General features: G+C 69.7%; 27 protein-coding genes and 1 pseudogene. 15 read left to right on the top strand and 13 right to left on the bottom strand.

Annotation, left to right across the window (positions count from 1 at the left end):
- The first annotated feature begins 15 nt into the window (after window positions 1–15).
- Window positions 16–969: a lipoyl synthase gene (lipA, locus tag CCR97_RS08995; RefSeq protein WP_111356126.1), complete on the top strand. Its 954-nt coding sequence runs from the start codon at window positions 16–18 to the stop codon at window positions 967–969.
- Between the two features lie 5 nt (window positions 970–974).
- Window positions 975–1,454, top strand: a complete 480-nt coding sequence (locus CCR97_RS08990) for a type II toxin-antitoxin system RatA family toxin (RefSeq protein ID WP_111356127.1) — start codon at window positions 975–977, stop codon at window positions 1,452–1,454.
- A 16-nt stretch (window positions 1,455–1,470) separates the two neighbouring features.
- On the opposite strand, the gene CCR97_RS08985 is transcribed toward CCR97_RS08990, so the two are convergent.
- The 3 genes and pseudogenes from CCR97_RS08985 to CCR97_RS08975 form a co-directional block, all read right to left on the bottom strand.
- Window positions 1,471–2,634, bottom strand: a complete 1,164-nt coding sequence (locus tag CCR97_RS08985) for a sensor histidine kinase (protein ID WP_111356128.1) — start codon at window positions 2,632–2,634, stop codon at window positions 1,471–1,473.
- Between the two features lie 2 nt (window positions 2,635–2,636).
- Window positions 2,637–3,203: pseudogene (locus CCR97_RS08980) on the bottom strand (CinA family protein); the annotation flags it as partial.
- Between the two features lie 74 nt (window positions 3,204–3,277).
- Window positions 3,278–4,453 (bottom strand): bifunctional 2-C-methyl-D-erythritol 4-phosphate cytidylyltransferase/2-C-methyl-D-erythritol 2,4-cyclodiphosphate synthase, encoded by a 1,176-nt coding sequence (locus CCR97_RS08975; RefSeq protein ID WP_111356130.1) that lies wholly within the window; start codon window positions 4,451–4,453, stop codon window positions 3,278–3,280.
- 185 nt (window positions 4,454–4,638) lie between these two features.
- Here CCR97_RS08975 and dusB point away from each other — a divergent pair, with 185 nt between their 5' ends.
- The 12 genes from dusB (at window position 4,639) to rpsU (ending at window position 16,588) form a co-directional block, all read left to right on the top strand.
- Window positions 4,639–5,673, top strand: a complete 1,035-nt coding sequence (dusB, locus tag CCR97_RS08970; RefSeq protein ID WP_111356131.1) for a tRNA dihydrouridine synthase DusB — start codon at window positions 4,639–4,641, stop codon at window positions 5,671–5,673.
- 53 nt (window positions 5,674–5,726) lie between these two features.
- Window positions 5,727–6,836, top strand: coding sequence for a two-component system sensor histidine kinase NtrB (locus tag CCR97_RS08965; protein WP_111356148.1), 1,110 nt, complete (start codon window positions 5,727–5,729; stop codon window positions 6,834–6,836).
- 2 nt (window positions 6,837–6,838) lie between these two features.
- Window positions 6,839–8,281 carry a nitrogen regulation protein NR(I) gene (gene ntrC, locus CCR97_RS08960; protein ID WP_111356132.1) on the top strand — a complete coding sequence of 481 codons (1,443 nt, stop codon included), beginning with the start codon at window positions 6,839–6,841 and terminating at the stop codon, window positions 8,279–8,281.
- A gap of 165 nt (window positions 8,282–8,446) precedes the next feature.
- Window positions 8,447–10,702, top strand: a complete 2,256-nt coding sequence (locus tag CCR97_RS08955; protein ID WP_111356133.1) for a sensor histidine kinase NtrY-like — start codon at window positions 8,447–8,449, stop codon at window positions 10,700–10,702.
- Window positions 10,692–12,062, top strand: a complete 1,371-nt coding sequence (gene ntrX / locus CCR97_RS08950; RefSeq protein WP_111356134.1) for a nitrogen assimilation response regulator NtrX — start codon at window positions 10,692–10,694, stop codon at window positions 12,060–12,062. Before CCR97_RS08955 ends, ntrX begins: the two co-directional genes overlap by 11 nt.
- A gap of 108 nt (window positions 12,063–12,170) precedes the next feature.
- A complete protein-coding gene (locus tag CCR97_RS08945; RefSeq protein ID WP_111356135.1) occupies window positions 12,171–13,028 on the top strand; it encodes a D-amino-acid transaminase in 858 nt (285 codons plus the stop codon).
- A gap of 179 nt (window positions 13,029–13,207) precedes the next feature.
- Entirely contained in the window at window positions 13,208–13,462 is a 255-nt protein-coding gene (hfq, locus tag CCR97_RS08940; protein WP_008385166.1) for an RNA chaperone Hfq, read from the top strand.
- On the top strand, window positions 13,463–14,869 hold the full coding sequence (gene hflX, locus CCR97_RS08935; protein WP_111356136.1) for a GTPase HflX: 1,407 nt from the start codon (window positions 13,463–13,465) through the stop codon (window positions 14,867–14,869).
- Between the two features lie 196 nt (window positions 14,870–15,065).
- Window positions 15,066–15,320 carry a hypothetical protein gene (locus CCR97_RS08930; protein WP_146618669.1) on the top strand — a complete coding sequence of 85 codons (255 nt, stop codon included), beginning with the start codon at window positions 15,066–15,068 and terminating at the stop codon, window positions 15,318–15,320.
- 13 nt (window positions 15,321–15,333) lie between these two features.
- Window positions 15,334–15,534, top strand: coding sequence for a hypothetical protein (locus tag CCR97_RS08925; protein WP_146618670.1), 201 nt, complete (start codon window positions 15,334–15,336; stop codon window positions 15,532–15,534).
- 380 nt (window positions 15,535–15,914) lie between these two features.
- Window positions 15,915–16,124: a cold-shock protein gene (locus CCR97_RS08920; protein ID WP_111356139.1), complete on the top strand. Its 210-nt coding sequence runs from the start codon at window positions 15,915–15,917 to the stop codon at window positions 16,122–16,124.
- Between the two features lie 149 nt (window positions 16,125–16,273).
- Window positions 16,274–16,588, top strand: coding sequence for a 30S ribosomal protein S21 (rpsU, locus tag CCR97_RS31580; protein WP_111356140.1), 315 nt, complete (start codon window positions 16,274–16,276; stop codon window positions 16,586–16,588).
- A 42-nt stretch (window positions 16,589–16,630) separates the two neighbouring features.
- Here the strand turns inward: rpsU and CCR97_RS08910 are convergent, their stop codons facing one another.
- From CCR97_RS08910 to CCR97_RS08900, 3 genes are all read right to left on the bottom strand, one after another.
- Complete coding sequence (locus CCR97_RS08910) at window positions 16,631–16,933, bottom strand: hypothetical protein (RefSeq protein WP_111356141.1); 303 nt, start codon at window positions 16,931–16,933, stop codon at window positions 16,631–16,633.
- A gap of 169 nt (window positions 16,934–17,102) precedes the next feature.
- Entirely contained in the window at window positions 17,103–17,915 is an 813-nt protein-coding gene (gene mazG, locus CCR97_RS08905) for a nucleoside triphosphate pyrophosphohydrolase (RefSeq protein ID WP_111356149.1), read from the bottom strand.
- Window positions 17,916–17,952: 37 nt separating this feature from the next.
- Window positions 17,953–18,435, bottom strand: a complete 483-nt coding sequence (locus CCR97_RS08900; protein WP_111356142.1) for a MaoC family dehydratase — start codon at window positions 18,433–18,435, stop codon at window positions 17,953–17,955.
- Between the two features lie 409 nt (window positions 18,436–18,844).
- On the opposite strand from CCR97_RS08900, the gene CCR97_RS08895 reads away from it, so the two are divergent.
- The gene (locus tag CCR97_RS08895; protein WP_111356143.1) at window positions 18,845–19,426 is read left to right on the top strand and encodes a CinA family protein; all 582 of its coding nucleotides are present in this window, start codon (window positions 18,845–18,847) and stop codon (window positions 19,424–19,426) included.
- Here the strand turns inward: CCR97_RS08895 and CCR97_RS08890 are convergent.
- From CCR97_RS08890 to CCR97_RS08860, 7 genes are all read right to left on the bottom strand, one after another.
- A complete protein-coding gene (locus CCR97_RS08890; protein WP_111356144.1) occupies window positions 19,404–19,619 on the bottom strand; it encodes a dodecin in 216 nt (71 codons plus the stop codon). The two genes, CCR97_RS08895 and CCR97_RS08890, sit on opposite strands and share 23 nt — an antisense overlap.
- 96 nt (window positions 19,620–19,715) lie before the next feature.
- Window positions 19,716–21,137: a dihydrolipoyl dehydrogenase gene (gene lpdA, locus CCR97_RS08885; protein ID WP_111356145.1), complete on the bottom strand. Its 1,422-nt coding sequence runs from the start codon at window positions 21,135–21,137 to the stop codon at window positions 19,716–19,718.
- A 79-nt stretch (window positions 21,138–21,216) separates the two neighbouring features.
- Window positions 21,217–21,474 carry a hypothetical protein gene (locus tag CCR97_RS08880; RefSeq protein ID WP_111356146.1) on the bottom strand — a complete coding sequence of 86 codons (258 nt, stop codon included), beginning with the start codon at window positions 21,472–21,474 and terminating at the stop codon, window positions 21,217–21,219.
- A gap of 82 nt (window positions 21,475–21,556) precedes the next feature.
- A complete protein-coding gene (locus tag CCR97_RS08875; RefSeq protein ID WP_111356147.1) occupies window positions 21,557–22,054 on the bottom strand; it encodes a hypothetical protein in 498 nt (165 codons plus the stop codon).
- 46 nt (window positions 22,055–22,100) lie between these two features.
- Window positions 22,101–23,513, bottom strand: coding sequence for a pyruvate dehydrogenase complex dihydrolipoamide acetyltransferase (locus tag CCR97_RS08870; RefSeq protein ID WP_201159434.1), 1,413 nt, complete (start codon window positions 23,511–23,513; stop codon window positions 22,101–22,103).
- A gap of 101 nt (window positions 23,514–23,614) precedes the next feature.
- Window positions 23,615–24,133 carry a DUF5076 domain-containing protein gene (locus tag CCR97_RS08865; RefSeq protein WP_111356503.1) on the bottom strand — a complete coding sequence of 173 codons (519 nt, stop codon included), beginning with the start codon at window positions 24,131–24,133 and terminating at the stop codon, window positions 23,615–23,617.
- 4 nt (window positions 24,134–24,137) lie between these two features.
- Window positions 24,138–25,523: a pyruvate dehydrogenase complex E1 component subunit beta gene (locus CCR97_RS08860; RefSeq protein ID WP_111356504.1), complete on the bottom strand. Its 1,386-nt coding sequence runs from the start codon at window positions 25,521–25,523 to the stop codon at window positions 24,138–24,140.
- Window positions 25,524–25,551 lie beyond the last annotated feature (28 nt).

The following is a 25,551-nucleotide window of genomic DNA, read 5'->3' as shown; positions in this document are numbered from 1 at the left end:
TCCCGAAAGGTCGCCATGGTCGTCGTGCTCGACACCGTCGGCGGGCCGCAGCGCCCGCGACACCCGGAAAAGGCCAACCGTCCGGACCAGCCGGTCCTGCGAAAACCCGACTGGATCCGGGTCAAGGCGCCGGTGTCGAAGGGCTACGGCGAGACCCACGGCATCGTGCGGGCGCACGGCCTGCACACCGTCTGCGAGGAGGCCGGCTGCCCCAACATCGGCGAGTGCTGGGAGAAGAAGCACGCGACGCTGATGATCATGGGCGAGACCTGCACGCGCGCCTGCGCGTTCTGCAACGTCTCGACCGGGATCCCGAAGCCGCTCGATCCGGACGAGCCGGCCCGCGCCGCCGAGGCGACCGCGACGCTCGGCCTCTCCCACGTGGTCGTCACCTCGGTCGACCGCGACGACCTCGACGACGGCGGCGCGGCGCATTTCGCCGCCGTGATCCGGGCGATCCGGGCCCGCGCCCCGCAAACCTCGATCGAGGTCCTCACCCCGGACTTCTTGCGCAAGGCCGGCGCCGCCGAGGTCGTGGTTGCGGCCAAGCCCGACGTCTTCAACCACAATCTGGAGACGGTGCCGTCGCTCTATCTGACGGTGCGGCCGGGCGCCCGCTACTTTAACTCGATCCGCCTCCTGCAGCAGGTCAAGGAGATCGATCCGACGATGTTCACCAAGTCCGGCATCATGGTCGGGCTCGGCGAGACCCGGAACGAGATTCTCCAGGTGATGGACGACCTGCGCGCCGCGGACGTCGATTTCCTCACCATCGGCCAGTACCTGCAGCCGACCCGCAAGCACCATCCGGTCGCCCGCTTCCTCACGCCGGACGAGTTCAAGTCGCTCGAGACGATTGCCTACGCCAAGGGATTTCTGATGGTCTCCGCCTCGCCCCTGACCCGCTCCTCGCACCATGCGGGCGACGATTTCCGTCGCCTGCAGGCCGCCCGCGCCGGAAGGCGCTGAGCGCCATGCCGCGCTTCCGCGCCCGCCGCCGCGTCCACCACGCGGCCGACAGGATGTTCGACCTCGTCGCCGACATGGACAGCTATCCGGAGTTCGTGCCGCTGTGCACCGGCATGAAGGTGCGCGGCCGCACCCAGGTGGACGAGGGGATCGAGACGGCGATCGCCCGGATGACCGTGTCCTACAAGGTCTTCCACGAGCACTTCACCACCAAGGTGACGATGCACCGGCCGGAGCTGTTCATCGCGGTCGACTATCTCGAAGGCCCGCTGAAGGTGCTGTCCAACCGGTGGAGCTTCAAGCCGCTGGGTAACACGGCGTCCGAGGTCGAGTTCTACATCGACTACGAGTTCAAGAGCCGGATGCTGTCGCACCTGATGGGCGCCGTGTTCGACGCGGCATTCCGGAAATTCGCCGGCGCCTTCGAGGCGCGGGCCGACGTGATCTACGGCACCGGCGGGCGCGCCGCCGTGGTGGCGGAATAGGGCCGGGGCGAGCCGCTCAGACGGGCCCCGCCAGCACCGGAAATCGCACCTCGATCCGGGTGCCGGTGCCGCTGCGCTCGGCCCGGCCATAGGAGACGCGGCCGGCGAGCTGCTGGGCGAAGGCCTCGATCATCTTCATGCCGAAGCCCGGCCGGCGCGGCTCCGGCAGCCCGGCTCCGTCGTCCTCGACGAAGATCGCCGCCTCGCTGCCGTTGCCCGAGAGGTCGAAGCCCACCCGCACCGTCCCGCCGTTTTCGCCGAACGCGTATTTGAGTGCGTTGGTGACCAGCTCGTTGACGATCAGGGCCGCCGGCACGGCCCGGTCGAGCGGCAGGAGCGCGTCGGCGGCCGTCACCCGGATCGACACGTCGCGCTCGTCGGGCGCCAGATTGGCGCACAGGGCGCGCAGATACTGATCGAACGAGATCCCGGTCGCGTCCTTGCCCTTGGACAGGAGGTCGTGCGCGACCGCGATCGCCTGGACGCGCGACATCGCGGTGCCGAGCACGTCCCATGTCTCCTCCTGGGCGCTCTCCCGGCGCTTGAGCGACATGAACGACACGATGAGCTGCAGGTTGTTCTTCACTCGGTGCTGGAACTCACGCAGCGTGATGTCGGCGTGGGCCTGGGTGCGGGCGGTGCGGTTTTCGGCGGCGAGCAGGCCCTCGGCCGCAGCGTGGCGGCTGAGCGCGCAGCCGAGCGTGTTGGCCATCGCGGAGAGGAAGTCGACATCCCATTCGTCGAAGCATCGCGGCGTCTCGGAGTCGGCCTCGAGCACGCCCCAGGTCTGGCCGTCGATCATGATCGGCACGTTGGCGAGGGCGATGACGCCGTGCTCCTGAAGGAGCTTCGAGATCCGGTATTCGCGATCGTTGCGCAGGTCGTCGATGATCACGGCGGCGCCGGTCTGCACGGCGCGGCCGGGCGGCGAGCTGATCTCGGCCCCGAGCGTGGCATGGCCGACGACGCCCTCCTTCCAGCCGACTCCCGCCTCGACGAGCAGGTCACCGTGCTCGGGCCGGTGGCGCAGCACCTTGACGTGCCGGATGTGTGTGACGCGCGACACCTGGGCGACGGCGTGCTGCATCAGGCGGTCGGGCGACACCGGCTCGCCGGCGAGGCGGGTGAATCCCGTGATGGCGCGCAGATATTCGCGCGCTCGTTCGTCGTTCGGCACCATGTCGGTCCCCGCGCGGTAACCGGTTCGCGTTCCGGGGGGACAACGCGCCGGGGGGAGGTGTGTTCAGCCGCCGCTGCGACGGGTCAGCGTCGGACCGACCGGCGGTCGGCGAGCTGTTCGAGCATCGACAGGGCCTCCAGCACGGCGGCGCGCCGCACCGCCTCGCGGCCGCGGTCGCCGAAGCGGCATTCGCGGTGCAGGAGCTGGCGGCCGCGCAGCGCCGCGGCGAAATGGACGAGGCCGACCGGCTTCTCGTCCGAGCCGCCGCCCGGCCCGGCGATCCCGGTGATGGCGACCGACAGGTCGACCGGGGCGTGCGCCAGCACCCCGAGCGCCATCGCCTCCGCGGTCTCCCGGCTCACCGCCCCGTGCCGCAGCAGCGTGTCGTGCGGCACGCCGAGCAGGCGCTCCTTGGCGGCATTCGAATAGGTGACGTAGCCCGACTCGACCACGTCCGACGAGCCGGCGACGGCGGTCAACGCGCCGGCGACGAGCCCGCCCGTGCAGGATTCGGCGGTGGCGACGGTGAGGCGCCGCGCCCGGCAGATGTCGAGCACCCGGCGGGCCAGCGCGGCGACGGGGTCGGCGTCCGGATCGGCGGTCGTCGTGTCGGCGAGCGCCCGGGGGGTGGCGGGCGTCTCGGTCACGGCGTCGTCCAGGGCAGGCGGACCGTGGCGGTCGCGTAGGCGACCAGCCCCTCGCGGCGGCCGATGAAGCCCATCTTCTCGCTGGTGGTCGCCTTCAGCCCGACCCGGTCGACCGAGATGCCGACGATCTCGGCGACCCGGGCCCGGATGGCGTCGCGGTACTTGCCGAGCCGCGGCGCCTCGGCCACCAAAGTGAGGTCGACATGGGCGATCTGGCCGCCGCGCGCCTTCACCCGCTCGACCGCATAGGCGAGGAAGCGGTCCGACGACGCGCCCTTCCACTGCGGGTCGCTGGGCGGGAAGTGGACCCCGATGTCGCCCTCGGCGAGCGCCCCCAGGATGGCGTCGACCAGCGCATGGAGCGCGACATCGGCGTCGGAGTGGCCCTCGACCGAGCGGTCGTGCGGGATCTTGACGCCGCCGAGCCAGACATGGTCGCCGGTCTCGGCGAAGGCGTGGACGTCGTAGCCGGAACCGACCCGCACGTCGCCGAGATCGGCGAGCAGCTCCGCCTCGGCGCGGCGGAAGTCGTCCGGCGTGGTGAGCTTCACGTTGGTGGCCTCCCCTTCGAAGATCGCGACCGGCAGACCGGCCCATTCGGCGAGCGCGGCGTCGTCGGTGAAGTCGTCGCGCCCCGCCGCCGCCGCCGTGCGATGCGCGGCCAGCAGGGCGTCGAACCGGAACGCCTGCGGGGTCTGCACGGTTCGCAGCCGGCTGCGGTCGAGCGTCTCGACGATCAGGCCGGAGCCGTCGACCACCTTGACGGTGTCGCTGACGACGAGCCCCGGAATGGCCGCGCCCCCCCGGCCGGCCGCGATCGCCCGGTCGAGCAGGGCCGGCGAGGCGAACGGCCGCGCCGCGTCGTGCACCAGCACGATCTCGGGCGCCCGGGGGGCGAGGGCCTCCAGGCCGGCATGCACGGAGGCCTGCCGGGTGGTGCCGCCATGGGTCGGGACGAGCACCGGGAGCCCCGCCGCGGCGCTCGCGAAACGGGCCTCGTCGTCGGGATGGATGACCGGCTGGATGTTGGCGATGCCGGGATGGGCAGTGAACGCCATGAGTGTGCGACGAATAACCGCCATGCCCCCGATGCAGCGGTACTGCTTCGGAACGTCGCCGCCGGCCCGCAGGCCGCGCCCTCCGGCGACGACGACGGCTGCCACTCGCCTCATGATTTCAAGCTCCTGACCGATTATTCTCTAGCTTCGGTTGAACATTCTCGCGGGGTGTCGCGGGGCCGTTTTTCCGTCAGCGACGGTGACTTCGACTTAAGTGTGCCTGTGCGGAAGGCTTGATTTGGCGCATGGAATGGCTAAGGTCTATGCAAATCATGGCTACGCCCAAAGACTAGGCAAATATGCATTCTCATAGCCCCCGACCCTCGCGCGACCTGACGGTGGGCTCGATCGCACTTCCGAATCCCGTCTTCCTCGCGCCCATGTGCGGCATTACGGATGCACCGTTCCGGCGCCTCGTGGCAAGGCTCGGGGCGGGCCTCGTCGTCTCCGAGATGACGGCGACCTCGGCCCTGGTGGCCGGCAAGGCGCTCGCCCAGCTCCGCTTGGAGGGCCACGGCGTCGGCCTGCACGTCGTGCAGCTCGCCGGCCGCGAGGCGCGCTGGATGGCCGAGGGCGCCCGCATCGCCGCCGGGGCGGGGGCCGACATCATCGACATCAACATGGGCTGCCCGGCCCGCAATGTGACCAGCGGCGAGGCCGGCGCGGCGCTGATGCGCGACCTCGACCACGCCGTCTCGCTGATCGAGGCGACGGTCGGTGCGGTCGACGTCCCGGTCACCCTGAAGATGCGGCTCGGCTGGGACGAGACCTCGATCGTCGCCCCGGCGCTCGCCCGCCGCGCCGAACAGGCCGGCGTCCGCCTCGTCACCGTGCACGGGCGCACCCGCAACCAGTTCTACACCGGCACGGCCGACTGGCACGCGGTCCGCGCCGTCAAGGACGCGGTCTCGATCCCGGTCGTCGTCAACGGCGACGTCAGGTCGGAGGACGACGCCGTGACGGCGCTCGCCCGCTCCGGCGCCGACGCCGTGATGATCGGCCGCGGCGCGTGCGGAAAGCCGTGGCTGCCCGGCCGGATCGCCCGCTTCCTCGCGACCGGACGGCGCGAGGCCACCCCGGATCTCGACACCCAGCTCGCCTGGCTCCTGCAGCTCCACGACGAGATGCTGACCCTCTACGGCACCCATCTCGGCGGCCGGCAGGCCCGCAAGCATCTCGGCTGGGCGCTCGACGCCGCCGCCGCGGGCGCCGGGGCCACGCCCGCCGACGTCAAGGCGTGGCGGGCGCGGGTGCTCACCATCGACGAGCCGGCCGAGGTCCAGGGCCGGCTGCGCGACGCATATGCCGCGTTCAAGTGGAAGGTCGCCGCATGAAATCCGCCCCCATCGAAGCTCGCCCGCACTGGTCCGGCCAGGGTCCGCTCGGCATGTCGTCGGCCGAGGCGGTGCTCAACTCGCTGCCGCATTCCGTCGTCGTGGTCGGGCCGGACGGCGAGATCGCCGACGCCAACACGGCGGCCGAGCACTTCTTCGACATGTCGGCGCCGTTCCTGCGCCGCTACAAGCTGCGCGACCTGGTGCCGTTCGGCAGCCCGGTACTGGCGCTGATCGAGCAGGTCCGGGTCCGGGGCGCGGCCGTCAACGAGTACAAGGTCGACCTCGCGACCCCGCGCATGCCGGGCGAACGCATCGTCGACCTCCACGTCGCGCCGGTGCCGGAGCAGCCCGGCCACGTCGTCGTGATGCTGCAGCTGCGCTCGATCGCCGAGAAGATGGACCGCCAGCTCACCCACCGCGGCGCCGCCCGCTCGGTGACGGCGCTCGCCGCCATGCTGGCGCACGAGATCAAGAACCCGCTCTCCGGCATCCGCGGGGCCGCCCAGCTCCTGGAGCAGTCGGCGAGCGACGACGACCGCACGCTCACGCGGCTGATCTGCGACGAGGCCGACCGCATCGTGAAGCTGGTCGACCGCATGGAGGTGTTCGCAGACAAGCGGCCGGTCGATCGCGAGCCGGTCAACATCCATGTCGTGCTGGAGCACGTGAAGCGGCTCGCCCAGTCGGGCTTCGCCCGCCACATCCGCTTCGTCGAGGATTACGACCCGTCACTGCCGGCGATCCTCGGCAACCGCGACCAGCTCATCCAGGTGTTCCTCAATCTGGTGAAGAACGCCGCCGAGTCGATCGGCCCCAACGCGACCGACGGCGAGATCCATCTCACCACGGCGTTCCGGCCGGGCGTGCGCCTGTCGCTGCCCGGCAGCAAGACGCGCGTGTCGCTGCCGCTCGAGTTCTGCGTGAAGGACAACGGCCCCGGCGTGCCGGAGGATCTCCGGCCGCATTTGTTCGAGCCGTTCATGACCACCAAGCCGACCGGCTCGGGCCTCGGCCTGGCGCTGGTCGCCAAGATCATCGGGGACCACGGCGGCATCGTCGAGTGCGAGTCGCAGCCGCGCCGGACCTCGTTCAGCGTTCTGATGCCGATGTACACGGGCGACGACGCCGCCGAGCGCGGCGCTCCGCTCTCGCGAGGATGACGATGCCCACCGGTCGAGTTCTGGTCGCCGACGACGACGCCGCGATCCGCACGGTGCTCAACCAGGCCCTGTCGCGTGCGGGCTACGAGGTCCGCTCGACGGGCAACGCCGCGACCCTGTGGCGCTGGGTGAGCCAGGGCGAGGGCGACCTCGTCATCACCGACGTGGTGATGCCGGACGAGAACGCCTTCGACTTCCTGCCGCGCATCAAGAAGCTCCGGCCCGACCTGCCGGTGATCGTGATGAGCGCGCAGAACACCTTCATGACGGCGATCCGCGCTTCCGAGCGCGGCGCCTACGAGTATCTGCCCAAGCCCTTCGACCTGAAGGAGCTGATCACCATCGTCGGCCGGGCGCTCGCCGAGCCCAAGGAGGTCGCCGTCAAGGCGCCGGCGCCGGAGGAGATGGAGGCGATCCCGCTGGTCGGCCGCTCGCCGGCCATGCAGGAGATCTACCGCCTGCTCGCCCGCCTGATGCAGACCGACCTGACCGTGATGATCACGGGCGAATCCGGCACCGGCAAGGAGCTGGTCGCGCGCGCCCTGCACGACTACGGCAAGCGGCGCAGCGGCACCTTCGTCGCCATCAACATGGCGGCGATCCCGCGCGACCTCATCGAGTCCGAGCTGTTCGGCCACGAGAAGGGGGCGTTCACGGGCGCCAATTCGCGCAGCGCCGGCCGCTTCGAACAGGCCGAGGGCGGCACGCTGTTCCTCGACGAGATCGGCGACATGCCAATGGAGGCGCAGACCCGCCTCCTGCGCGTGCTGCAGCAGGGCGAGTACACGACGGTCGGCGGCCGCACCCCGATCAAGACCGACGTGCGCATCATCGCGGCGACCAACAAGGACCTGCGGATCCTGATCCAGCAGGGGCTATTCCGCGAGGACCTGTTCTTCCGCCTCAACGTCGTGCCGCTGCGCCTACCGCCGCTGCGCGAGCGCACCGAGGACGTGCCGGACCTCATCCACCACTTCTTCGCCATCGCCGAGCGGGAAGGGCTGCCGGCCAAGCAGATCGAGAAGGCGGCGCTCGACCGGCTCAAGCGCTACCGCTGGCCCGGCAATGTCCGCGAGCTGGAGAATCTCGCCCGCCGTCTCGCCGCGCTTTACCCGCAGGAGACCATCACGGCCGCCGTCATCGACGGCGAGCTCGCCCAGCCGACCACCAGCGCGACCAGCGACGAGCCGCGGCCCGACGAGAACCTGTCGTCGGCGGTCGAGCGCCACCTGACGCGCTATTTCGGCGGCTTCAACGATAGCCTGCCGCCGCCCGGCCTCTACCATCGCGTGCTGCGCGAGGTGGAGCACCCGCTGCTCTCGGCGGCGCTGGTCGCGACCCGCGGCAATCAGATCCGTGCGGCCGAGCTCCTGGGCGTCAACCGCAACACCCTGCGCAAGAAGATTCGGGACCTCGACATCCGGGTGATTCGGACCAGCACCTAGGCCGGTGCGGTTATCCGGGCTCGCCCGGAATCGGCGATTCCGCTCGCGCTCTCGTGAAGACGAGGGCGCCGTTGAATCGTCTCAATTCGGCAACATTGTTGTACAAACGCCTCAGCCAGAGAGGCAGTAACGGCGCGTCAAAGTCGATGCGGCCGAGGGGGGTGCATGGCAACCGTGGACGAGGCGACGAGCGCCGGGCTGGCCGAGGCGGTCAAGCCGGGCAGCGGCTCCGGGACCCGGATCCTGGGACCGATCGGCGTCGCCGCCGCGCTGCTGTCGGCGCTCGTCACCTTTCTGGTGCTGGCCGGCCTGACCCCGATCGTGCCGACCCACAACGTCGTCGTCAGCCTGCTGATGGTCAACGGCACGGCGGTGGCGCTGCTGCTCGGGGTGATCGGCCGCGAGGTCTGGCAGATCGTCCAGGCCCGCCGGCGCGGCACCGCGGGCGCGCGGCTGCACGTGCGCATCGTCGGGCTGTTCTCGGTGATCGCGGCGGCACCCGCCATCCTGGTCGCCGTGGTCGCCTCGATCACGCTCGACCGCGGTCTCGATCGCTTCTTCACCCAGCGCACCCGCGGCGTCATCGCCAACTCGCTGGTCGTCGCCGAGGTCTATCTCAACGAGCACGCCCAGTCGCTGCGCAGCGAGACGCAGGCGATGGCCTTCGACGTCGGCCGCGCCCGGCCGCTGTTCGACCAGGACCGCGATCGCTTCCGCCAGTTCTTCACGGCGCAGGCGCAGGTGCGCGGCCTGCCGATCGCCGTGCTGCTCGACAAGAACCTGGCCGTGATCGAGCGCGCCGACATCAAGCTCGCGCACGAGGCGCCGCGGCCGACCGCCGCGATGCTGGCCGGCGTCAGCGAGACCGAGCCGCAGGTGATCGTCAATCCTGACGCGAACTACGTCGCCGGCGCGCTCAAGCTGCGCAACTACGACGACACGATCCTGTTCGTCGCCCGGCCGCTCAATCCGCTGGTCGTGTCGCAGTTCCGCGAGACGCAGACGACGGTGAGCGAGTTCGCCGAGCTGGAGAAGCGGCGGCTCGGCGTGCAGATCGCCTTCGCGCTGATGTTCACGGTCATCGCCCTCACCGTGCTGCTCTCGGCCGTGTGGATCGGCTTCAACTTCGCCAACCGGCTGGTCGCGCCGATCCGCCGCCTGATCGGCGCCGCCAACGTGGTCTCGACCGGCAATCTCTACGTCCAGGTGCCGGTGCGCCAATCCGAGGGCGACCTCGCCCAGCTCGGCGAGACCTTCAACAAGATGACGTTCGAGCTGCGCACGCAGCGCGACGACATCGTGCGGGCCCGCGACGTGATCGACAGCCGGCGGCGGTTCACCGAGGCCGTGCTGGCCGGCGCCTCGGCCGGCGTCGTCGGCGTCGGCGCCGACGGGCGGATCAGCATCCTCAACCGCTCGGCCGAGAAGCTGATCGGGGCGACCGAGCAGGAGGTGCTCGGCAAGCCGCTCGCCGAGGTGCTGCCCGAGCTCGCCGACATGTTCCTCTCGGCCCGCACCACCGGCCAGCGCTTCGCGCAGGGGCAGGCGTCGATCAACCGGGCAGGGCGCGAGCGCACCGTCTCGATCCGGATGACCACCGAGCAGTCCGCCGATCCCGAGCACGGCTACGTGTTCACGCTCGACGACATCACCGATCTGGTCACGGCGCAGCGGACCTCGGCGTGGGCCGACGTCGCGCGTCGCATCGCCCATGAGATCAAGAACCCGCTGACCCCGATCCAGCTCTCGGCCGAGCGGCTGCGCCGCAAGTACGGAAAGGTGATCGTCGAGGACAAGCAGATCTTCGAGCAGTGCACCGACACGATCGTCCGGCAGGTCGAGGACATCCGTCGCATGGTCGACGAGTTCTCGCGCTTCGCCCGCATGCCGAAGCCGGTGATGACCGAGGAGGACGTCGCCGACACGGTGCGGCAGGCCGTGTTCCTCATGCGGGTCGGCCACGCCGATGTCGAAATCACCGCCGACATCCCCGACGGTCCGATGCCGGCGCGATTCGACCGGCGCCTGATCTCGCAAGGGTTGACCAACATCATCAAGAACGCGACCGAAGCCATCGCCGCGGTCCCGCCCGCCGAGCTCGACAAGGGGCACATCCACGTCGCCGCGGCGCGGGAGGGGGACGACATCGTGATCGACGTGATCGACAACGGGATCGGGCTGCCGAAGGAGAACCGGCGGCGGCTGCTCGAGCCCTATGTGACGACCCGCGAGAAGGGCACCGGGCTCGGCCTCGCGATCGTCGGCAAGATTCTCGAGGAGCACGGCGGACGCATCGAGCTGCACGACGCAGCCGAGCGCGAGCCGGGCCGGCGCGGCGCCTGGTTCCGTCTGCGTTTCGCCGCCGAACCGGCCACCGCCGACCAAGACCAGCAGCAGGGCGAGCAACGACATGGCGTCTGACATCCTGATCGTCGACGACGAGGCCGACATCCGCGAGCTGGTGGCCGGCATCCTGGAGGACGAGGGCTACGGCACCCGCACGGCCCGCGACTCCGACGACGCGCTGCGCGCCATCCAGGCGCGCCGCCCGAGCCTCGTGTTCCTCGACATCTGGCTGCAGGGCTCGAAGCTCGACGGGCTGCAGCTCCTCTCCACCATCAAGGCGGAGAATCCCGAGCTGCCGGTCGTGATGATCTCGGGCCACGGCAACATCGAGACCGCCGTCGCCGCCATCAAGCAGGGCGCCTACGACTTCATCGAGAAGCCGTTCAAGGCCGACCGGCTGGTGCTGGTCGCCGATCGTGCACTGGAGACGTCGCGGCTCAAGCGCGAGGTGAAGGAGCTCAAGCAGCTGGCGCCGTTCCCGACCACGCTGGTCGGCCGCTCGACCGCCATCAACCACCTGCGCCAGACCATCGAGAAGGTGTCGCCGACCAACAGCCGCATTCTCATCGTCGGCCCCTCGGGCGCCGGCAAGGAGCTCACGGCCCGCACCGTGCACGCCCTCTCGGGGCGCGCCAGCGGTCCCTTCGTGGTGATCAACGCCGCCGCCATCACGCCGGAACGGATGGAGGTCGAGCTGTTCGGCATCGAGCAGTCGAACGGCAGCGAGACCCGCAAGGTCGGCGCCCTGGAGGAGGCCCACGGGGGCACGCTGTTCATCGACGAAATCGCCGACATGCCGCGGGAGACGCAGAGCAAGATCCTGCGCGTCCTGGTCGACCAGCAGTTCCAGCGGGTCGGCGGCACGACGAAGGTCGCCGTCGACGTGCGCATCGTCTCCTCGACGGCGCGCAACCTGGAGGAGGAGATCGCCGCGGGCCGGTTCCGCGAGGATCTCTATCACCGGCTCTCGGTGGTGCCGATCCGGGTGCCGCCGCTCGCCGAGCGGCGCGACGACATCCCGGATCTCGTCGAGCACTTCCAGGACCAGATCTCGCAGGCGACCGGCCTGCCCAAGCGCCGCATCGGCGACGACGCGCTCGCCGTGCTCCAGTCGCACGACTGGCCCGGCAACGTCCGCCAGCTCCGCAACAACGTCGAGCGGCTGATGATTCTCGCCGGCGGCGATCCCGACGCCATCATCACGGCCTCGATGCTGCCGCCCGACGTCGGCTCGATGGTGCCGGCGATGCCGCGCGGCAACGGCGGCGAGCATCTGATGGGCATGCCGCTGCGCGACGCCCGCGAGGCCTTCGAGCGGGAGTATCTGCGCGCCCAGATCAGCCGCTTCGGCGGCAACATCTCGCGCACCGCCGAGTTCGTCGGCATGGAGCGTTCGGCCCTGCACCGGAAGCTCAAGGCCTTGGGAATGGACTGAGCATGATCCCGATAAGGGACCTTCGGTTTTCGGATCCGATCATGCTCCAACAAGAAGGAACGAACGAATCGACGTTTCGCAGAAGCGTCGATTCGTTCTGATCACGTCATGTCTCGTGTCGTCTACGTGAACGGCCAGTGGCGGCCGTTCCGCTCCGCCGTGGTCCATGTCGAGGACCGCGGCTATCAGTTCGCCGATGGTGTCTACGAGGTCTGCGAGGTGCGGGGAGGGCGGCTCGTCGACGAGCGTCGCCACACCGATCGTCTCGTCCGCTCGCTGTCGGAGCTGCGCATCCCGCTGCCGCTGCCCCTGTCGGCGCTGAGCGTCGTCCTGCACGAGGCGGTGCGGCGCAACCGGGTGCGGGATGGGCTCGTCTATCTGCAGGTCACCCGCGGCGTCGCCCGCCGCGACCACGGTTTCCCGCCGCCCGGCACGCGGCCGAGCCTCGTCGTCTCGGCCAAGCGGATCGACCCGGCGGGCGGCGAGGCGGCGGCGCGCGCCGGCATCGCGGTCGTCACCGTGCCGGAGACCCGCTGGGCCCGGGTCGACATCAAGGCGATCGCGCTCCTGCCCAACGTTCTCGCCAAGCAGGCGGCGCGCGAGCAGGGCGCCCGCGAGGCCTGGTTCGTAGACCGCGACGGCTTCGTCACCGAGGGCGCCTCCTCGAACGCCTGGATCGTAACCGACCAGGGCGAGCTGGTCACCCGCCCGGTCGGCCCGGACATCTTGCGCGGCATCTCGCGCGAGGTGGTCAAGACCGTCGCGGCGGCCGAGGGCCTGACCCTGGTCGAGCGGCCGTTCACGGTCGACGAGGCGCTCGCGGCCCGCGAGGCCTTCGTCACGGCGGCGAGCCAGATCGTCATGCCGGTGGTGCGGATCGACGGTCAGCCGGTCGCCGGCGGGACGCCCGGCCCGGTCGCCGCGCGGCTGCGCGCCGCCTTCCATGCCCACGCCGAATTCTCCTGACGGACGAAGCTGCTGCGAATTCAGGCGGTAATCGGCCAGCTTGGGCTTGCGCTCGTTACCGCGGTGCAATCTAATACCGATGCCCACGCCCGCGGGCGCCGCAACGACGGCGCGCGTCGGGCGCGAAAAAGTCGCCACCTCGCGAACGGGGACCGCGAGTACAACGGAAACAAACGGCCATGGCAGCCGATCGCTCACAAAACCTACAAGACACCTTCCTGAACTATGTTCGCAAGAACAAGACGCCGCTCACCATTTTTCTCGTGAACGGAGTCAAGCTCCAAGGCGTTGTCACCTGGTTCGACAACTTCTGTGTGCTTTTGAGGCGGGACGGCCACTCCCAACTCGTCTACAAGCACGCGATCTCGACCATCATGCCGGGTCACCCGATCCAGCTGTTCGAAGGGGCCGAGGAAGCAGCGGAAAAGGCCTAGTTGGAGCCACGACACCGCGACGACCCGCAACGCCTGACGCCGACCCCGACGGGTGCGGCCGTGACGCGTTGCCTCGTCATCGGACCCTATCTGCGCAATGCCGAGGCGCGGGCCGGTACGGCCCGGGCCGACGTCGGCGTGCGTCCCGAGACGATCGTCCGCGCGCCGGAGGCCCGGCTCGCCGAGGCGACCGGTCTGGCGCGGGCGATCGACCTCGACGTGGTCGAGAGCGGCATCGTCATGCTGTCGGCGATCCGCCCGGCGACGTACCTCGGCAAAGGCAAGGTCGACGAGTTCGCCGGCCTGGTGAAGAGCCTCGAGATCGGCCTCGTGGTGATGGACTGCGCGCTCTCGCCCGTGCAGCAGCGCAATCTGGAAAGGGCCTGGAGCACCAAGGTGCTCGACCGCACGGGCCTCATCCTGGAGATCTTCGGCCGGCGCGCCGCGACCCGTGAGGGCACGCTGCAGGTCGAGCTCGCCCATCTGACCTACCAGAAGAGCCGGCTGGTCCGCTCCTGGACCCATCTCGAGCGCCAGCGCGGCGGCTTCGGCTTCCTCGGTGGGCCGGGCGAGACCCAGATCGAGACGGACCGGCGGCTCATCCAGGACCGCATCCGGCGCATCGAGCACGACCTCGAAGGCGTCAAGCGCACCCGCACCCTCCACCGCACCAGCCGCAAGCGGGTGCCGTACCCGATCGTCGCGCTGGTCGGCTACACCAACGCCGGCAAGTCGACGCTGTTCAACCGGCTGACGCGGTCAGGTGTACTCGCCGCCGACATGCTGTTCGCCACCCTCGATCCGACGCTGCGCGCCGTCGACCTGCCGAACGGCCCGCGCGTGATCCTCTCCGACACGGTCGGCTTCATCTCCGATCTCCCGACCATGCTGGTCGCCGCCTTCCGGGCGACGCTGGAGGAGGTGATCGAGGCGGATCTCATCCTCCACGTGCGCGACGTGTCGCACGGCGACACCCAGGCGCAGTCCAAGGACGTCGACCAGGTGCTCGAGGAGCTCGGCATCCCGCCGCAGGACGAGCGCATCCTCGAGGTCTGGAACAAGATCGACCAGGTGCCCGCCGAAGAGCGCGAGCGCCTGGAGAACCTGGCTGCCCGGCAGCCTGCCGAGCGGCTGCCCCGCCTCGTCTCGGCGATCACCGGGGAGGGGCTCGATGGCCTCGTCGCGACGATCGCCGAACGCGTGGCGCGCACCCGCGTCGCGTTGACCGTCGCGGTCGACGCCGCCGACGGCGCCGCGCTGAGCTGGCTCCACCGCACCGGCGACGTGCTCGACACCGCGACCTCCGACGACGGGGTCACCACCGTGCATCTGCGCGTCCATCCGAGCCGGGAAGGGCAGGTGCGGGCGAAGTTCGGCGAGCGGGTGCGGGCCGCGGTAGCGGACTGACGACGGTCCGGCGACACGCCGATCCGCCGTGCTGATCTGGCGACGTCCGACAACTTGGCCGACCGGGTGAGATCGATCCGAAGAGCTAGGCCCCCTCGACAACCGGTCGTGCCGTTCCCATATCAGGACGATCGCAGACCCGCTGTGGCACTTCTGACTGTTGCGGTCGTGCTTCCCGCCCATCGAGGAGACGACCGTGTCGGTGACCTATCCGCTTCATCTCATCCGCAAGAACGACAGGCAGTGGCTGCGCCGCAGCGCGCAGGCCGTCGCGACCGCGCAGACTCACGACTCCGTCGCCACGCCGGGCTGCTGTGAGGATTGCGCGGCGCGTGCGCCGGTCGCTCCCTGGCGCTCCGACTACGTCTCCGGCGGCGCGATCGAGCATCATTGGGCCTGCAGCGGATGCGGACGGGCCTGGGTCACGCGAATCGACATGGCATCGAGCTAGCGAGGTGAAGACGATGGCCGACCTGCACAAATATCAGCTCGGACAGCGCGTCCGGCTGGTCCGGACCAGCCGCTTCAGCGCGACCGCGAACGGACCCTACGAGGTGACGCGCCAGCTGCCGCTCGAGGACAGCGGCTTCCGGTATCGGGTGAAGAGCTCCAGCGAGCAGTACGAGCGCGTCGTCGGCGAGGAAGAGCTCGAGCGCGCGGTCTGATCGAGCGCCTCTCACGCGGCTCGCGATCGGACCAGCCCTACGAAAAATAAAAGCCCGGGTCGGGTCGGCGCCGCGCACGCGGTCTGCTCGTCGGGACAAGCCGCGGGCCATGCTGATCTTTCTCTGCCTTCCCGAAGCGCCGGAGCCGACCGGCCCGTCGGTTCGGGCGGGCCTCGGCTCGGATCGTCGTATTGCTCTGGATCGACCCCGATGCCATGGTCGGCCCCGTTCAAAGAGAAATGGCCGAAACGACAGAACCGACCGAAACGACCTGGCTGGCCCCCTCGTCGCGTCCGACTGACGGTTTTCCAGAGTCTCGAACGAACCGGCGGCGTAGTGCGCCGCCGCGGCAAACTCGTGCACACGAAAGATACGACTCCATGAGCACTGGAACCGTGAAGTGGTTCAACAGTCAGAAGGGCTTCGGCTTCATCGCGCCCGAGGGCGGCGGCAATGATGTGTTCGTGCACATCAGCGCGGTCGAGCGGGCGGGCCTGAGCCGGCTCGACGAAGGTCAGAAGGTCACGTTCGACGTCGTCGCCGACCGGCGGACCGGAAAGTCCTCGGCCGAGAATCTCCGCGTCGTCTGAACGACGCGCAACAAGCTCGGGCCAGCGTCCAAGCCGGACCTGCCGCCCGAATGAACCGAGCAGAACCCCGCGTTCGGCCACGAGCGCGGGGTTCGCTTTTCACGACGCGACCGGACCGACGGTCCGACGCGCCGGAAGGAGATGGTCCCGTGCAAGTCCTCGTTCGTGACAACAACGTCGATCAGGCGCTCCGCGTCCTCAAGAAGAAGATGCAGCGAGACGGGATTTTTCGGGAGATGAAGCGCCGGCGCTTCTACGAGAAGCCGTCGGAGAAGCTGGCGCGTGAGAAGTCCGACGCGGTGCGTCGCGCCCGCAAGCTCGCGCGCAAGAAGGCCGTGCGCGAGGGCGAGATCGCGGCCCCCAAGAAGAAGGTCGTCGCGGCGAAGCGCGGGGCAGGGCTGCGCGCCGGCGGTCCCTCGGGTGGTCTCGCCGGCGGCGGCACGACGCTCCCACGTCCGGCCTGACGCCCCGGAGGTCGTAGCGGAGTTCGACGATACGGATCGTCGTCAGCCGCCGGTCTCGTTCGACAGGCGGCGGAAATCCTCGAGAACATCCGAGATCAGCCGCTGACGTCGCGGGTCCTGGGCGGCCGGGCTCGCGGCGAACAATGTCAGCAGATAATGAGCCTTCTCGGCCGCCTCGGGCCAGGTCTGGGCCGGCGCCGCGAGAAGGTGCGTCTCGAGTTCCGTCTGCCTCTCCATCAACGCCTTGGCGTTCGCTTCGACATCGACGCGCAGACGCCGCAGCTCGGTCGCCTTCTGGGCGGCCATCCCGCGGTGCTGATCGAGCTCGATCGGATCGTCGGTCATGTCGTGCTCTCGGATCCCGCGCTTGTCGGCCCGGCGCGATGGCGTTCGTGACTCTTTCGACTATGAACCGCGGCGTGGCGGGCCGCGAGAGGAATCGCACACCGAGAGTGCGTCGCTCCTGAACCAATGCCGATCCGCACGAACACGCGCATCGGCCGGCGGCGTCGGCCTAGCGCCGTTCCTCCGCCTTCGCGGCGGTCCACAGCGCGTCCATCTCGTCGAGCGTCGACTCCGCCGGCGTCCTTCCGCGCGCGAGAAGCGCGCGCTCGATGAAGCCGAAGCGGCGCTCGAACTTCTGATTGGTCTCGCGCAGAACCCGCTCCGGATCGGCATCGAGATGGCGCGCCAGGTTGACGACGGCGAACAAGAGATCGCCGACCTCGGCGCCGGCGTGATCACGATCGGCGGCGTCGAGCGCCGCCTCGATCTCGTCGGTCTCCTCGCGGATCTTCGCGATCACGGCCCGCGGATCGTTCCAGTCGAAGCCGACGCGGCCGGCCTTCTGCTGCAGCTTGAGGGCGCGGGTGAGGGCGGGCAGGGCGGTCGGAACCCCTGCCAACGCGCGCTGCTCGTCGCGTCCACCGCCACGTGCCGCGCGCTCGGCCTTCTCCTCGGCCTTGATGCGCTCCCACAGGCCCGCGACCACCTCTGGCGTCTCGCCCGTGGCGTCGCCGAACACGTGCGGATGCCGGCGCAGCATCTTCCTCGTGATCGCCTCGACCACGCCGCCGAAGTCGAAGGCACCTTGCTCCTCGGCCATGCGGGCGTGAAAGACGACCTGGAGCAGGAGATCGCCGAGCTCGTCCTCGAGGTCTGCGAGGTTCATCCGGGCGATCGCGTCGGCGACCTCGTAGGCTTCCTCGATCGTGTAGGGCGCGATCGAGGAAAAGTCCTGGGCGAGGTCCCAGGCGCAGCCGGAGCCCGGCGTGCGCAGCGCCGCCATGATCTCCAGGAGCCGCGCGATGCCGCGCGAGGGCGTCATCGTCGGCGACTTCTCGGGCTCCGTCATGGCGCGGTCCTCACGGTGGAAGCGTCCGGCAACGGATCAGGACCATGCCGATCATGCTCATCACCACCTCGTCGCGCTGGTTCAGGACCTCGACGAAGGAACGGACCAGCCCGCGGTCCGGCTTGGAGCGCGACCGCTCGGCCGACACCGTGGTGACCCGGATGCGCAGCGTGTCGCCGGGCCGGACCGGCTTGATCCAGCGCAGCTCGTCGACCCCGGGGCTGGCGAGGCTCTGGGTGGCGGTCAGCCAGCCGTCCGCGAGCATCCGCATGGTCATGGCGGCCGTGTGCCAGCCCGAGGCGATCAGGCCACCGAAGGCGCCACGGGCGGCGGCCTCGGGCTCGGTGTGCATGGTCTGCGGATCGAAGCGCCGGGCGAATTCGACGATCTCGGCCTCGGTCACCGTGACGGACCCGTACTCGTAGGTCCGCCCGGGGACGTAGTCCTCGAAGTGGCGGTCCGCGACCGGAACCGCAAAGTCCGACTGGGTCATTCCAGACTCGTTCGACATGACGTGCGGGCCGCACCATAGACGGCGGCGCGCGCCGAGACGACCCCGCGGCACGCCGGTCCGGTCAGCGATCGAGAGCGATGCGAGCAGCCGGCCGGACCGGTGGGGACATGTCTCCGGCCATGTCTGTAATTCGCATAAGACATATTATGGAATATAAACGGGCCGACACCACGGGCCCGGAATTGTGCAGAAATTCAGCCGCTTGGCACAGGATGCTGCGTCGAGGCTGGCACTGCAGCCGCGTCCGGCGCGTCGCCGCTCGGATCGATCCGTTGGGAACGATGGCGCCGGCGGGCGCGTTCAAGCCTCGGATCGTCCGCCTCTTCCCAGGATCCGCCGTCGGTGCCGCATCCGGCCCGCCAGACGCCTCGCACGCCAGTCCCACCGCATGAGCGAGCTCGAGTTCACCGCCATCGACGCCCCGCTGGTCCGCCGTGCGGCGATCGTGATCGACCGGGCGCGCGAGCGCGGCCTGACCCTGGTCACGGCGGAATCCTGCACCGGCGGCCTTCTGGCGGCCGTGCTGTCGGAGGCGCCCGGCGCCGGCTCGCAGCTCCACGGCGGCTTCGCGGTCTACACCAAGGTCCAGAAGACCGTGGCGCTCGGCGTGCCCGAGGCACTCCTGGAACACAGCACGGCGGTCTGCGAGGACGTCGCCCGGGCCATGGTGGCGGGCGCGCTGGAGCGTTCCTGCGCCGACCTGGCGGTCGCCGTCACGGGCGTCGCCGGGCCGGCCTGCGACGAGGACGGCAATCCGGTCGGCCTCGTCCATGTCGCCGCCGGCCGGCGCGGCATGCCGGCCCGCCACCGGGTCTGCCGGTTCGGCGAGATCGGCCGCGGCGAGATCCGCTACCGCACCGTCGTCGCGGCGCTCGATCTCGTCCAGGCGGTCCTCGACGAGGCCTGCGGACCCGAGACGGCAACGGCTACGGCCGCGGACGCCCCCGTCAGCCGGCGTCGTCCAGCGTGAAGCCGACCTTCAGGGTCACCTGAAAGTGCGCCACCTTGCCGTCCTCGATGTGGCCGCGGGTGCCGACCACCTCGAACCAGCGCATGTTGCGCACCGTCTTGCCGGCGCGCGTGATGGCGTTGCGGATGGCGTCGTCGATGCTGTTCGGCGACGAGCCGACCAGCTCGACCAGCTTGTAGGTGTGATCCGTCATCGGTCAGGCTCCCTTGCCTCGGCATTGGTGTTCGGCTCGCAGGCCGTCGTCGCGCCCGAAGGGAGCCCGGCGCAGGGCGCGCCGGGGTCCCGGAGATCAGGCGTTGAGCACGCGGCCGTAGGCGTCGAGCACGGCCTCCTTCATCATCTCAGACAGGGTCGGATGCGGGAAGACCGTGTGCATCAGCTCTTCCTCGGTCGTCTCGAGATTCATCGCGACGACATAGCCCTGGATCAGCTCGGTCACCTCGGCGCCGACCATGTGGGCGCCGAGAAGCTGGCCGGTCTTCTTGTCGAAGATCACCTTGACGAGACCCTGATCCTCGCCGAGCGCGATCGCCTTGCCGTTGCCGGCGAACGGGAAGCGGCCGACCCGGATGTCGAGCCCCTGCTCTTTCGCCTTGGCTTCCGTTAGGCCGACCGAGGCGATCTGCGGTGAGCAGTAGGTGCAGCCCGGGATCTTCGACTTGTCGAGCGGATGCGGGTGCAGGCCCTTGATCGCCTCGATGCAGATGACGCCCTCGTGCTCGGCCTTGTGAGCCAGCATCGGCGGGCCGGCGACGTCGCCGATCGCGTAGAGGCCCGGCACGTTGGTCTTGCCGAGCCCGTCGGTGACGATCGTGCCGCGGTCGGTCTTCACGCCGAGCTTTTCCAATCCGAGGTTCTCGATGTTGCCGACGACGCCGACGGCCGAGATCACGCGGTCGACCGTGAGCGTCTGGGTGCCGCCCTTGCCGTCGTCGATCGTCGCCGTGACGCTGTCCGCCTTCTTGTCGAGCTTCGTCACCTTGGCGCCGGTGAGGATCTTGAAGCCCTGCTTCTCGAACTGCTTCCGCGCGAACGCCGCGATCTCGGCGTCCTCGACGGGCAGGATCTGCGGCAGCACCTCGACGACCGTCACGTCGGCGCCCATGGTCCGGTAGAACGAGGCGAACTCGATGCCGATGGCTCCGGAGCCGACGACGAGGAGCGACTTCGGCATCTTCTCCGGAACCATGGCCTCGAAATAGGTCCACACGAGCTTGCCGTCGGGCTCGAGCCCCGGCAGCACGCGCGGCCGCGCGCCGGTCGCCACGATGATGTGCTTGGCCTGATAGCTGCCCGGGCCGAGCGCGCCCTTCGGCGCCTCGGTCTTCGACGCCGCCACCGAGATCTTGCCGGGCGCGTCGACCGTGGCGGCGCCCCAGATCACCGAGACCTTGTTCTTCTTCATCAGGAAGCCGACGCCGTCGTTGAGCCGCTTCGAGACGCCGCGCGAGCGCTTCACCACGGCGGCCGGATCGAACGACACGTTCTCGGCCTTCAGCCCGTAGACCTCGGGGTGTTGCATGTAGTGATAGATCTCGGCCGAGCGCAGCAGCGCCTTGGTCGGGATGCAGCCCCAGTTGAGACAGATGCCGCCGAGGTGCGACTTCTCGACGATCGCGGTCTTGAAGCCGAGCTGCGCGGCGCGGATCGCCGTGACGTAGCCGCCGGGGCCGGAGCCGATGATGATGACGTCGAAGGAGGTGTCGGACATTCGCTTCTCTGGTCGGCTGATCCTCTCCGGGCGGAGAGGCGGCCCGCCGGGAGCGGCGGGCGCTTCGGGGGGATAATTTTCAGCGCCGTTCCAAGGCCGCGACGCGGCGCTTGATCTCTTCGATGTCGGCCTTGAGGGTTTCGATGTCGGAAAGATTTCGGGCCGTGAGACCGAGGCCGTAGGTCAGATATCCCTCGATCGTCTCGAGCTTCTCGCCGTGATGTGCCAGGGTCTCGCCGACCGTCTCGATGCGTCGGCCGATGTCCCGCTTCGTCTCGGCGATACCCGCCTGGATTCGTTGCAGGATCGGGATGATGGCGTCGCTCGGCTCGGTCATGCCGGTCTCCTGGTCCGCACACGGTGCGACATGGGCATCGCCGCGTGCCGGTGCAAGCGTCCCGCCGGTGCCTTCGTCTCGCTCACAGCGGCATGTCCTTGGCGCTCCTGACGCAGTCGGCGTTCAGCTCGGCGAAGATCGTGTCGGCGGCCTGGAAGCGGGTCGCTGCGTCGCCCGACCCGCCGCGCTCGCGGACGAGCGCCTCGAGCCGGCGCGACAGCTCGGTGTAGCGGGCCCGGATCGCCTCGTCGCGCAGATTGGCGAGATAGGTGCCGAGCGCCGCGAACTTCGCCACCGCAACCTCCGCCTCGGCCCGCTCGCGCCCGAGCTCCGCTCCGGCCGGTGCGCCACGCGCGGCGTCGGCCAGCAACCCCACCCGCACCTTCACGAGGAAGTAGGCGTCGATGATCTCCTTGCAGGTCCGCATGTACTCGACGCGGCCGACATTCCCCTGGATGATGCCGACGAACTTGTTGTTGAGCCAGCCGTTGTAGATCGACGTGACGAGCGACAGCACAGCGATGGCCATCGGGAAGAAGGTCACCACCACGTTCTTCGCGGTGCCGCCGCCGTCGCTCATCGGACCCCTTCCCGGCTCCGCGTCTCCGCGTGGTCGCGCCGCGTGCTCAAACCACCATCATCACCGGGTTCTCGATGAAGCGCTTGATCGCCCCCAAAAACTCGGCGCCGAGCGCGCCGTCGACGGCGCGGTGGTCGGTGGAGAGCGTGATCTTCATCTGGGTGGCGACCGTGATCGCGCCGTCCTTCACGACCGGCACCTGGGCGCCGGCGCCGACCGCCAGGATCGTCGCGTGCGGCGGGTTGATCACGGCGGCGAATTCTTCGATGCCGTACATGCCGAGATTCGACACCGCCGTCGCGCCGCCCTGATACTCCTCCGGCTTCAGCCGGCGCGACCGGGCGCGTGTCGCAAAATCCTTCATCTCGGCCGAGATGACCGACAACGACTTCGTGTCGGCGCTGCGGATCACCGGCGTGATCAGGCCGCCCGGGATCGCGACCGCCACGGCGACGTTGGCGGACTTGTGCTTGAGCAGCCCCGCCTCCGTCCAGGTGACGTTGGCGTCCGGCACCGTCTTCAGGCCCATCGCCAGCGCCTTGATGACGAAGTCGTTGACCGAGAGCTTCCAGGCCGGCTTGCCGTCCTTGTCCTTCGGCGCGGAGGCGTTGACGGCCTCGCGGGCCGCCAGCAGGCCGTCGATCGTGCAGGTGACGGTGAGATAGAAATGCGGGATCGTCTGCTTCGCGACCTGCAGGCGCTGCGCGATGATGCGGCGCATCTGGTCGTGCGGAACGAAGTCGTAGGAGCCCTCGGGATAGAGCGCCTTGATCGCCTCGTCGGAGGGCGCGAGCGCCGGCATCGGGGCGGCCGCCGGCGCGCCGGGCGTCGCCGCAGCCGCGGGCTTCAGGCCCTTGCCGCCACGCGCCGCCTCGATGTCGCGGGCGACGACGCGGCCGTGCGGGCCCGAGCCCTCGACGCGGCCGAGATCGATGCCGGCCTCCTTGGCGAGCCGGCGGGCGAGCGGCGAGGCGAACTGGCGGGTGCCGCCGTTCGCCTGATGCGCGGCCGGTCCGGACGCCGTGTCGTGCAGGCCGGCGCGCGGCACCGTGCCGGCCGCCCCGGCGGAGGCCTGCGCGGAGGCGGGCGGCGGAGCCCCCTGCCCCTGCGCGGCGCTTCCTTGGGCGGCGCTCGCGGCCGGATTGGCATCGGCCTTCGGCGCTTCGGGCTTCGCACCGGCCTTCGCCCCGGCCGCAGCGACCTGGGTGACCACCTCGCCTTCGACCGCCAGCACGGCGATCGGCGCATTGACGGCGACGTCGGCGGTGCCGGCCGGCACCAGGATCTTGGCGATCGTGCCCTCGTCGACCGCCTCATACTCCATCGTCGCCTTGTCGGTCTCGATCTCGGCGATCACGTCGCCGGAGCGCACCTTGTCGCCCTCCTTCTTGAGCCACTTGGCGAGGTTGCCCTTCTCCATCGTGGGCGAGAGCGCAGGCATCAGGATGTTGATGGGCATCGGGAGTGTCTTCCAGTTGGGCGCGACGGTCGGCGCCGGTCACGGGGGGCGCCGTCTCGGATCGGGCGCGGCCGGACGTGCCGGCCGCGGAACGCGGCGCGTCAGCGCGGCCGGGCGCGCGGCGCCGGCTTCTTCGCGACGGGCTTGCTGTTCGCCGTCGTCTTGGCCGGTATCTTGGTCGCCTTGGCGGCGACAGACTTGCCGGCGGCCGGCTTCTTCGTCGGAGTCTTCTTGGCGGTCGCGGGCTTCGCGGGTGCCCGCTTTCCGGCAGGCGCAGCGGCCGCCTTGCGGGCCGGCGACTTTCGCGAGGTCGCCGGACGGGGCGGCGGCGTGTCGTCCACCTCCTTGGCGCCGAGGTCGGCCGCGTAGGCCTCCTCGATCTCGGCCAGCGCCTCGGCCTCGGTGAGGTCGGTCTCCAGCGAGTAGATCTGCGCGAGCTTGCGGGTGATCTCCGCCAGGACCTCGCCCCAGGTGGCGGGGTCGTCGAAGGCATGGCGGGCGGTGACGAACAGCTCGTCGTCGATCAGCCCGGCCCGGAGGATCTCGACGCCGCCATTGGCGAGCGCATCCTCGGCGATCGGCAGCGCGTGGTAGAGGTCGTCGGTCTTGGAGCGTGCCATGGCGTCACCGATACGTGACGGCGCGCGCCGCTTCGACCACCTCGTCGACCGACGGCAGCGCCAGCTTCTCGAGATTGGCGGCGTAGGGCATCGGCACGTCCTTGCCGGACACGCGCGCCACCGGCGCATCGAGCCAGTCGAAGGCGTGCTCCATGATGCGGGTGGCGATCTCGGAGGCGACGCCGGACTGCGGCCAGCACTCCTCGACGACGACGCAGCGGCCGGTCTTCTTCACCGACGCGACGATCGTCTCGGTGTCCATCGGGCGGATGGTACGCAGATCGATCACCTCGGCGTCGATCCCCTGCTCCGCCAGCTTTTCGGCGGCCTTCAGCGCATAAGTCATGCCGATCGACCAGGCGACCAGCGTGACGTCCTTGCCGGTGCGGGCGACCCGCGCCTTGCCGATCGGCACCAGCCAGTCGTCGACCTTCGGCACCTGGAACGATTGGCCGTAGAGAATCTCGTTCTCCAGGAAGATCACCGGGTTCGGATCGCGGATCGCGGCCTTCAAGAGGCCCTTGGCGTCGGCCGCCGTGTAGGGCGCCACCACCTTGAGGCCTGGGATGTGCGAGTACCAGGACGAGTAGTCCTGGCTGTGCTGGGCGCCGACGCGCGCGGCGGGCCCATTGGGCCCGCGAAAGACGATCGAGCAGCCCATCTGACCGCCCGACATGTATAGCGTCTTGGCGGCCGAATTGATGATCTGGTCGATCGCCTGCATGGCGAAATTGAAGGTCATGAACTCGACGATCGGCTTGAGGCCGGCGAGCGCTGCGCCGACGCCGAGGCCGGCGAAGCCGTGCTCGGTGATCGGCGTGTCGACGACGCGCTGCGCGCCGAACTCCTGAAGGAGGCCCTGGGTGACCTTGTAGGCGCCCTGATACTCGGCGACCTCCTCGCCCATGACGAAGATGTCGCCGTCGCGGCGCATCTCCTCGGCCATGGCGTCACGCAGCGCCTCGCGCACCGTCATGGTGACGAGCTCGGCGCCTTCGTGAGTCTCTTCGGCGAGCTCCGGCACGGCGGGCGCGGCCGGGACTGGCGCAGCAGCCGGGGTCGGTGCCGCGGCGGGAGCCGCCGCGGGCGGGGCCGACTGTGACGCCTTGTTCTGGGCGGCCGGCGTCGCGGCGGCGCTCGCATCCTCGCCGTCGGCGACGATCACGGCGATCGGCGTGTTGACGGCGACGTCGGCAGTGCCGGCCGGCACCAGGATCTTGCCGAGCGTGCCCTCGTCGATCGCCTCGACCTCCATGGTCGCCTTGTCGGTCTCGATCTCGGCGATCACGTCGCCGGCCTTCACCTTGTCGCCCTCCTGCTTGACCCATTTGGAGAGGTTGCCCTTCTCCATCGTGGGCGAGAGAGCCGGCATCAGGATCTGGGTTGGCATGGGGGTTCGACCCTCGTTGTCCGGATGG

This window comes from Rhodoplanes elegans (assembly GCF_016653355.1).
Taxonomy (GTDB): Bacteria; Pseudomonadota; Alphaproteobacteria; order Rhizobiales; family Xanthobacteraceae; genus Rhodoplanes; species Rhodoplanes elegans.
Note: the sequence above shows the minus strand (reverse complement) of the source record. Positions and strands in the feature narration are given on the sequence as shown.

Excerpts from the sequence above, each read along its gene's own strand:
- lipA (WP_111356126.1), top strand. The coding sequence starts at position 16 with ATGGTCGTCGTGCTCGACACCGTCGGCGGGCCGCAGCGCCCGCGACAC.
- CCR97_RS08990 (WP_111356127.1), top strand. The coding sequence starts at position 975 with ATGCCGCGCTTCCGCGCCCGCCGCCGCGTCCACCACGCGGCCGACAGG.
- CCR97_RS08985 (WP_111356128.1), bottom strand. The coding sequence starts at position 2,634 with ATGGTGCCGAACGACGAACGAGCGCGCGAATATCTGCGCGCCATCACG.
- CCR97_RS08975 (WP_111356130.1), bottom strand. The coding sequence starts at position 4,453 with ATGAGGCGAGTGGCAGCCGTCGTCGTCGCCGGAGGGCGCGGCCTGCGG.
- dusB (WP_111356131.1), top strand. The coding sequence starts at position 4,639 with ATGCATTCTCATAGCCCCCGACCCTCGCGCGACCTGACGGTGGGCTCG.
- CCR97_RS08965 (WP_111356148.1), top strand. The coding sequence starts at position 5,727 with ATGTCGTCGGCCGAGGCGGTGCTCAACTCGCTGCCGCATTCCGTCGTC.
- ntrC (WP_111356132.1), top strand. The coding sequence starts at position 6,839 with ATGCCCACCGGTCGAGTTCTGGTCGCCGACGACGACGCCGCGATCCGC.
- CCR97_RS08955 (WP_111356133.1), top strand. The coding sequence starts at position 8,447 with ATGGCAACCGTGGACGAGGCGACGAGCGCCGGGCTGGCCGAGGCGGTC.
- ntrX (WP_111356134.1), top strand. The coding sequence starts at position 10,692 with ATGGCGTCTGACATCCTGATCGTCGACGACGAGGCCGACATCCGCGAG.
- CCR97_RS08945 (WP_111356135.1), top strand. The coding sequence starts at position 12,171 with ATGTCTCGTGTCGTCTACGTGAACGGCCAGTGGCGGCCGTTCCGCTCC.
- hfq (WP_008385166.1), top strand. The coding sequence starts at position 13,208 with ATGGCAGCCGATCGCTCACAAAACCTACAAGACACCTTCCTGAACTAT.
- CCR97_RS08925 (WP_146618670.1), top strand. The coding sequence starts at position 15,334 with ATGGCCGACCTGCACAAATATCAGCTCGGACAGCGCGTCCGGCTGGTC.
- CCR97_RS08920 (WP_111356139.1), top strand. The coding sequence starts at position 15,915 with ATGAGCACTGGAACCGTGAAGTGGTTCAACAGTCAGAAGGGCTTCGGC.
- CCR97_RS08910 (WP_111356141.1), bottom strand. The coding sequence starts at position 16,933 with ATGACCGACGATCCGATCGAGCTCGATCAGCACCGCGGGATGGCCGCC.
- mazG (WP_111356149.1), bottom strand. The coding sequence starts at position 17,915 with ATGACGCCCTCGCGCGGCATCGCGCGGCTCCTGGAGATCATGGCGGCG.
- CCR97_RS08900 (WP_111356142.1), bottom strand. The coding sequence starts at position 18,435 with ATGACCCAGTCGGACTTTGCGGTTCCGGTCGCGGACCGCCACTTCGAG.
- CCR97_RS08895 (WP_111356143.1), top strand. The coding sequence starts at position 18,845 with ATGAGCGAGCTCGAGTTCACCGCCATCGACGCCCCGCTGGTCCGCCGT.
- CCR97_RS08890 (WP_111356144.1), bottom strand. The coding sequence starts at position 19,619 with ATGACGGATCACACCTACAAGCTGGTCGAGCTGGTCGGCTCGTCGCCG.
- lpdA (WP_111356145.1), bottom strand. The coding sequence starts at position 21,137 with ATGTCCGACACCTCCTTCGACGTCATCATCATCGGCTCCGGCCCCGGC.
- CCR97_RS08880 (WP_111356146.1), bottom strand. The coding sequence starts at position 21,474 with ATGACCGAGCCGAGCGACGCCATCATCCCGATCCTGCAACGAATCCAG.
- CCR97_RS08875 (WP_111356147.1), bottom strand. The coding sequence starts at position 22,054 with ATGAGCGACGGCGGCGGCACCGCGAAGAACGTGGTGGTGACCTTCTTC.
- CCR97_RS08870 (WP_201159434.1), bottom strand. The coding sequence starts at position 23,513 with ATGCCCATCAACATCCTGATGCCTGCGCTCTCGCCCACGATGGAGAAG.
- CCR97_RS08865 (WP_111356503.1), bottom strand. The coding sequence starts at position 24,133 with ATGGCACGCTCCAAGACCGACGACCTCTACCACGCGCTGCCGATCGCC.
- CCR97_RS08860 (WP_111356504.1), bottom strand. The coding sequence starts at position 25,523 with ATGCCAACCCAGATCCTGATGCCGGCTCTCTCGCCCACGATGGAGAAG.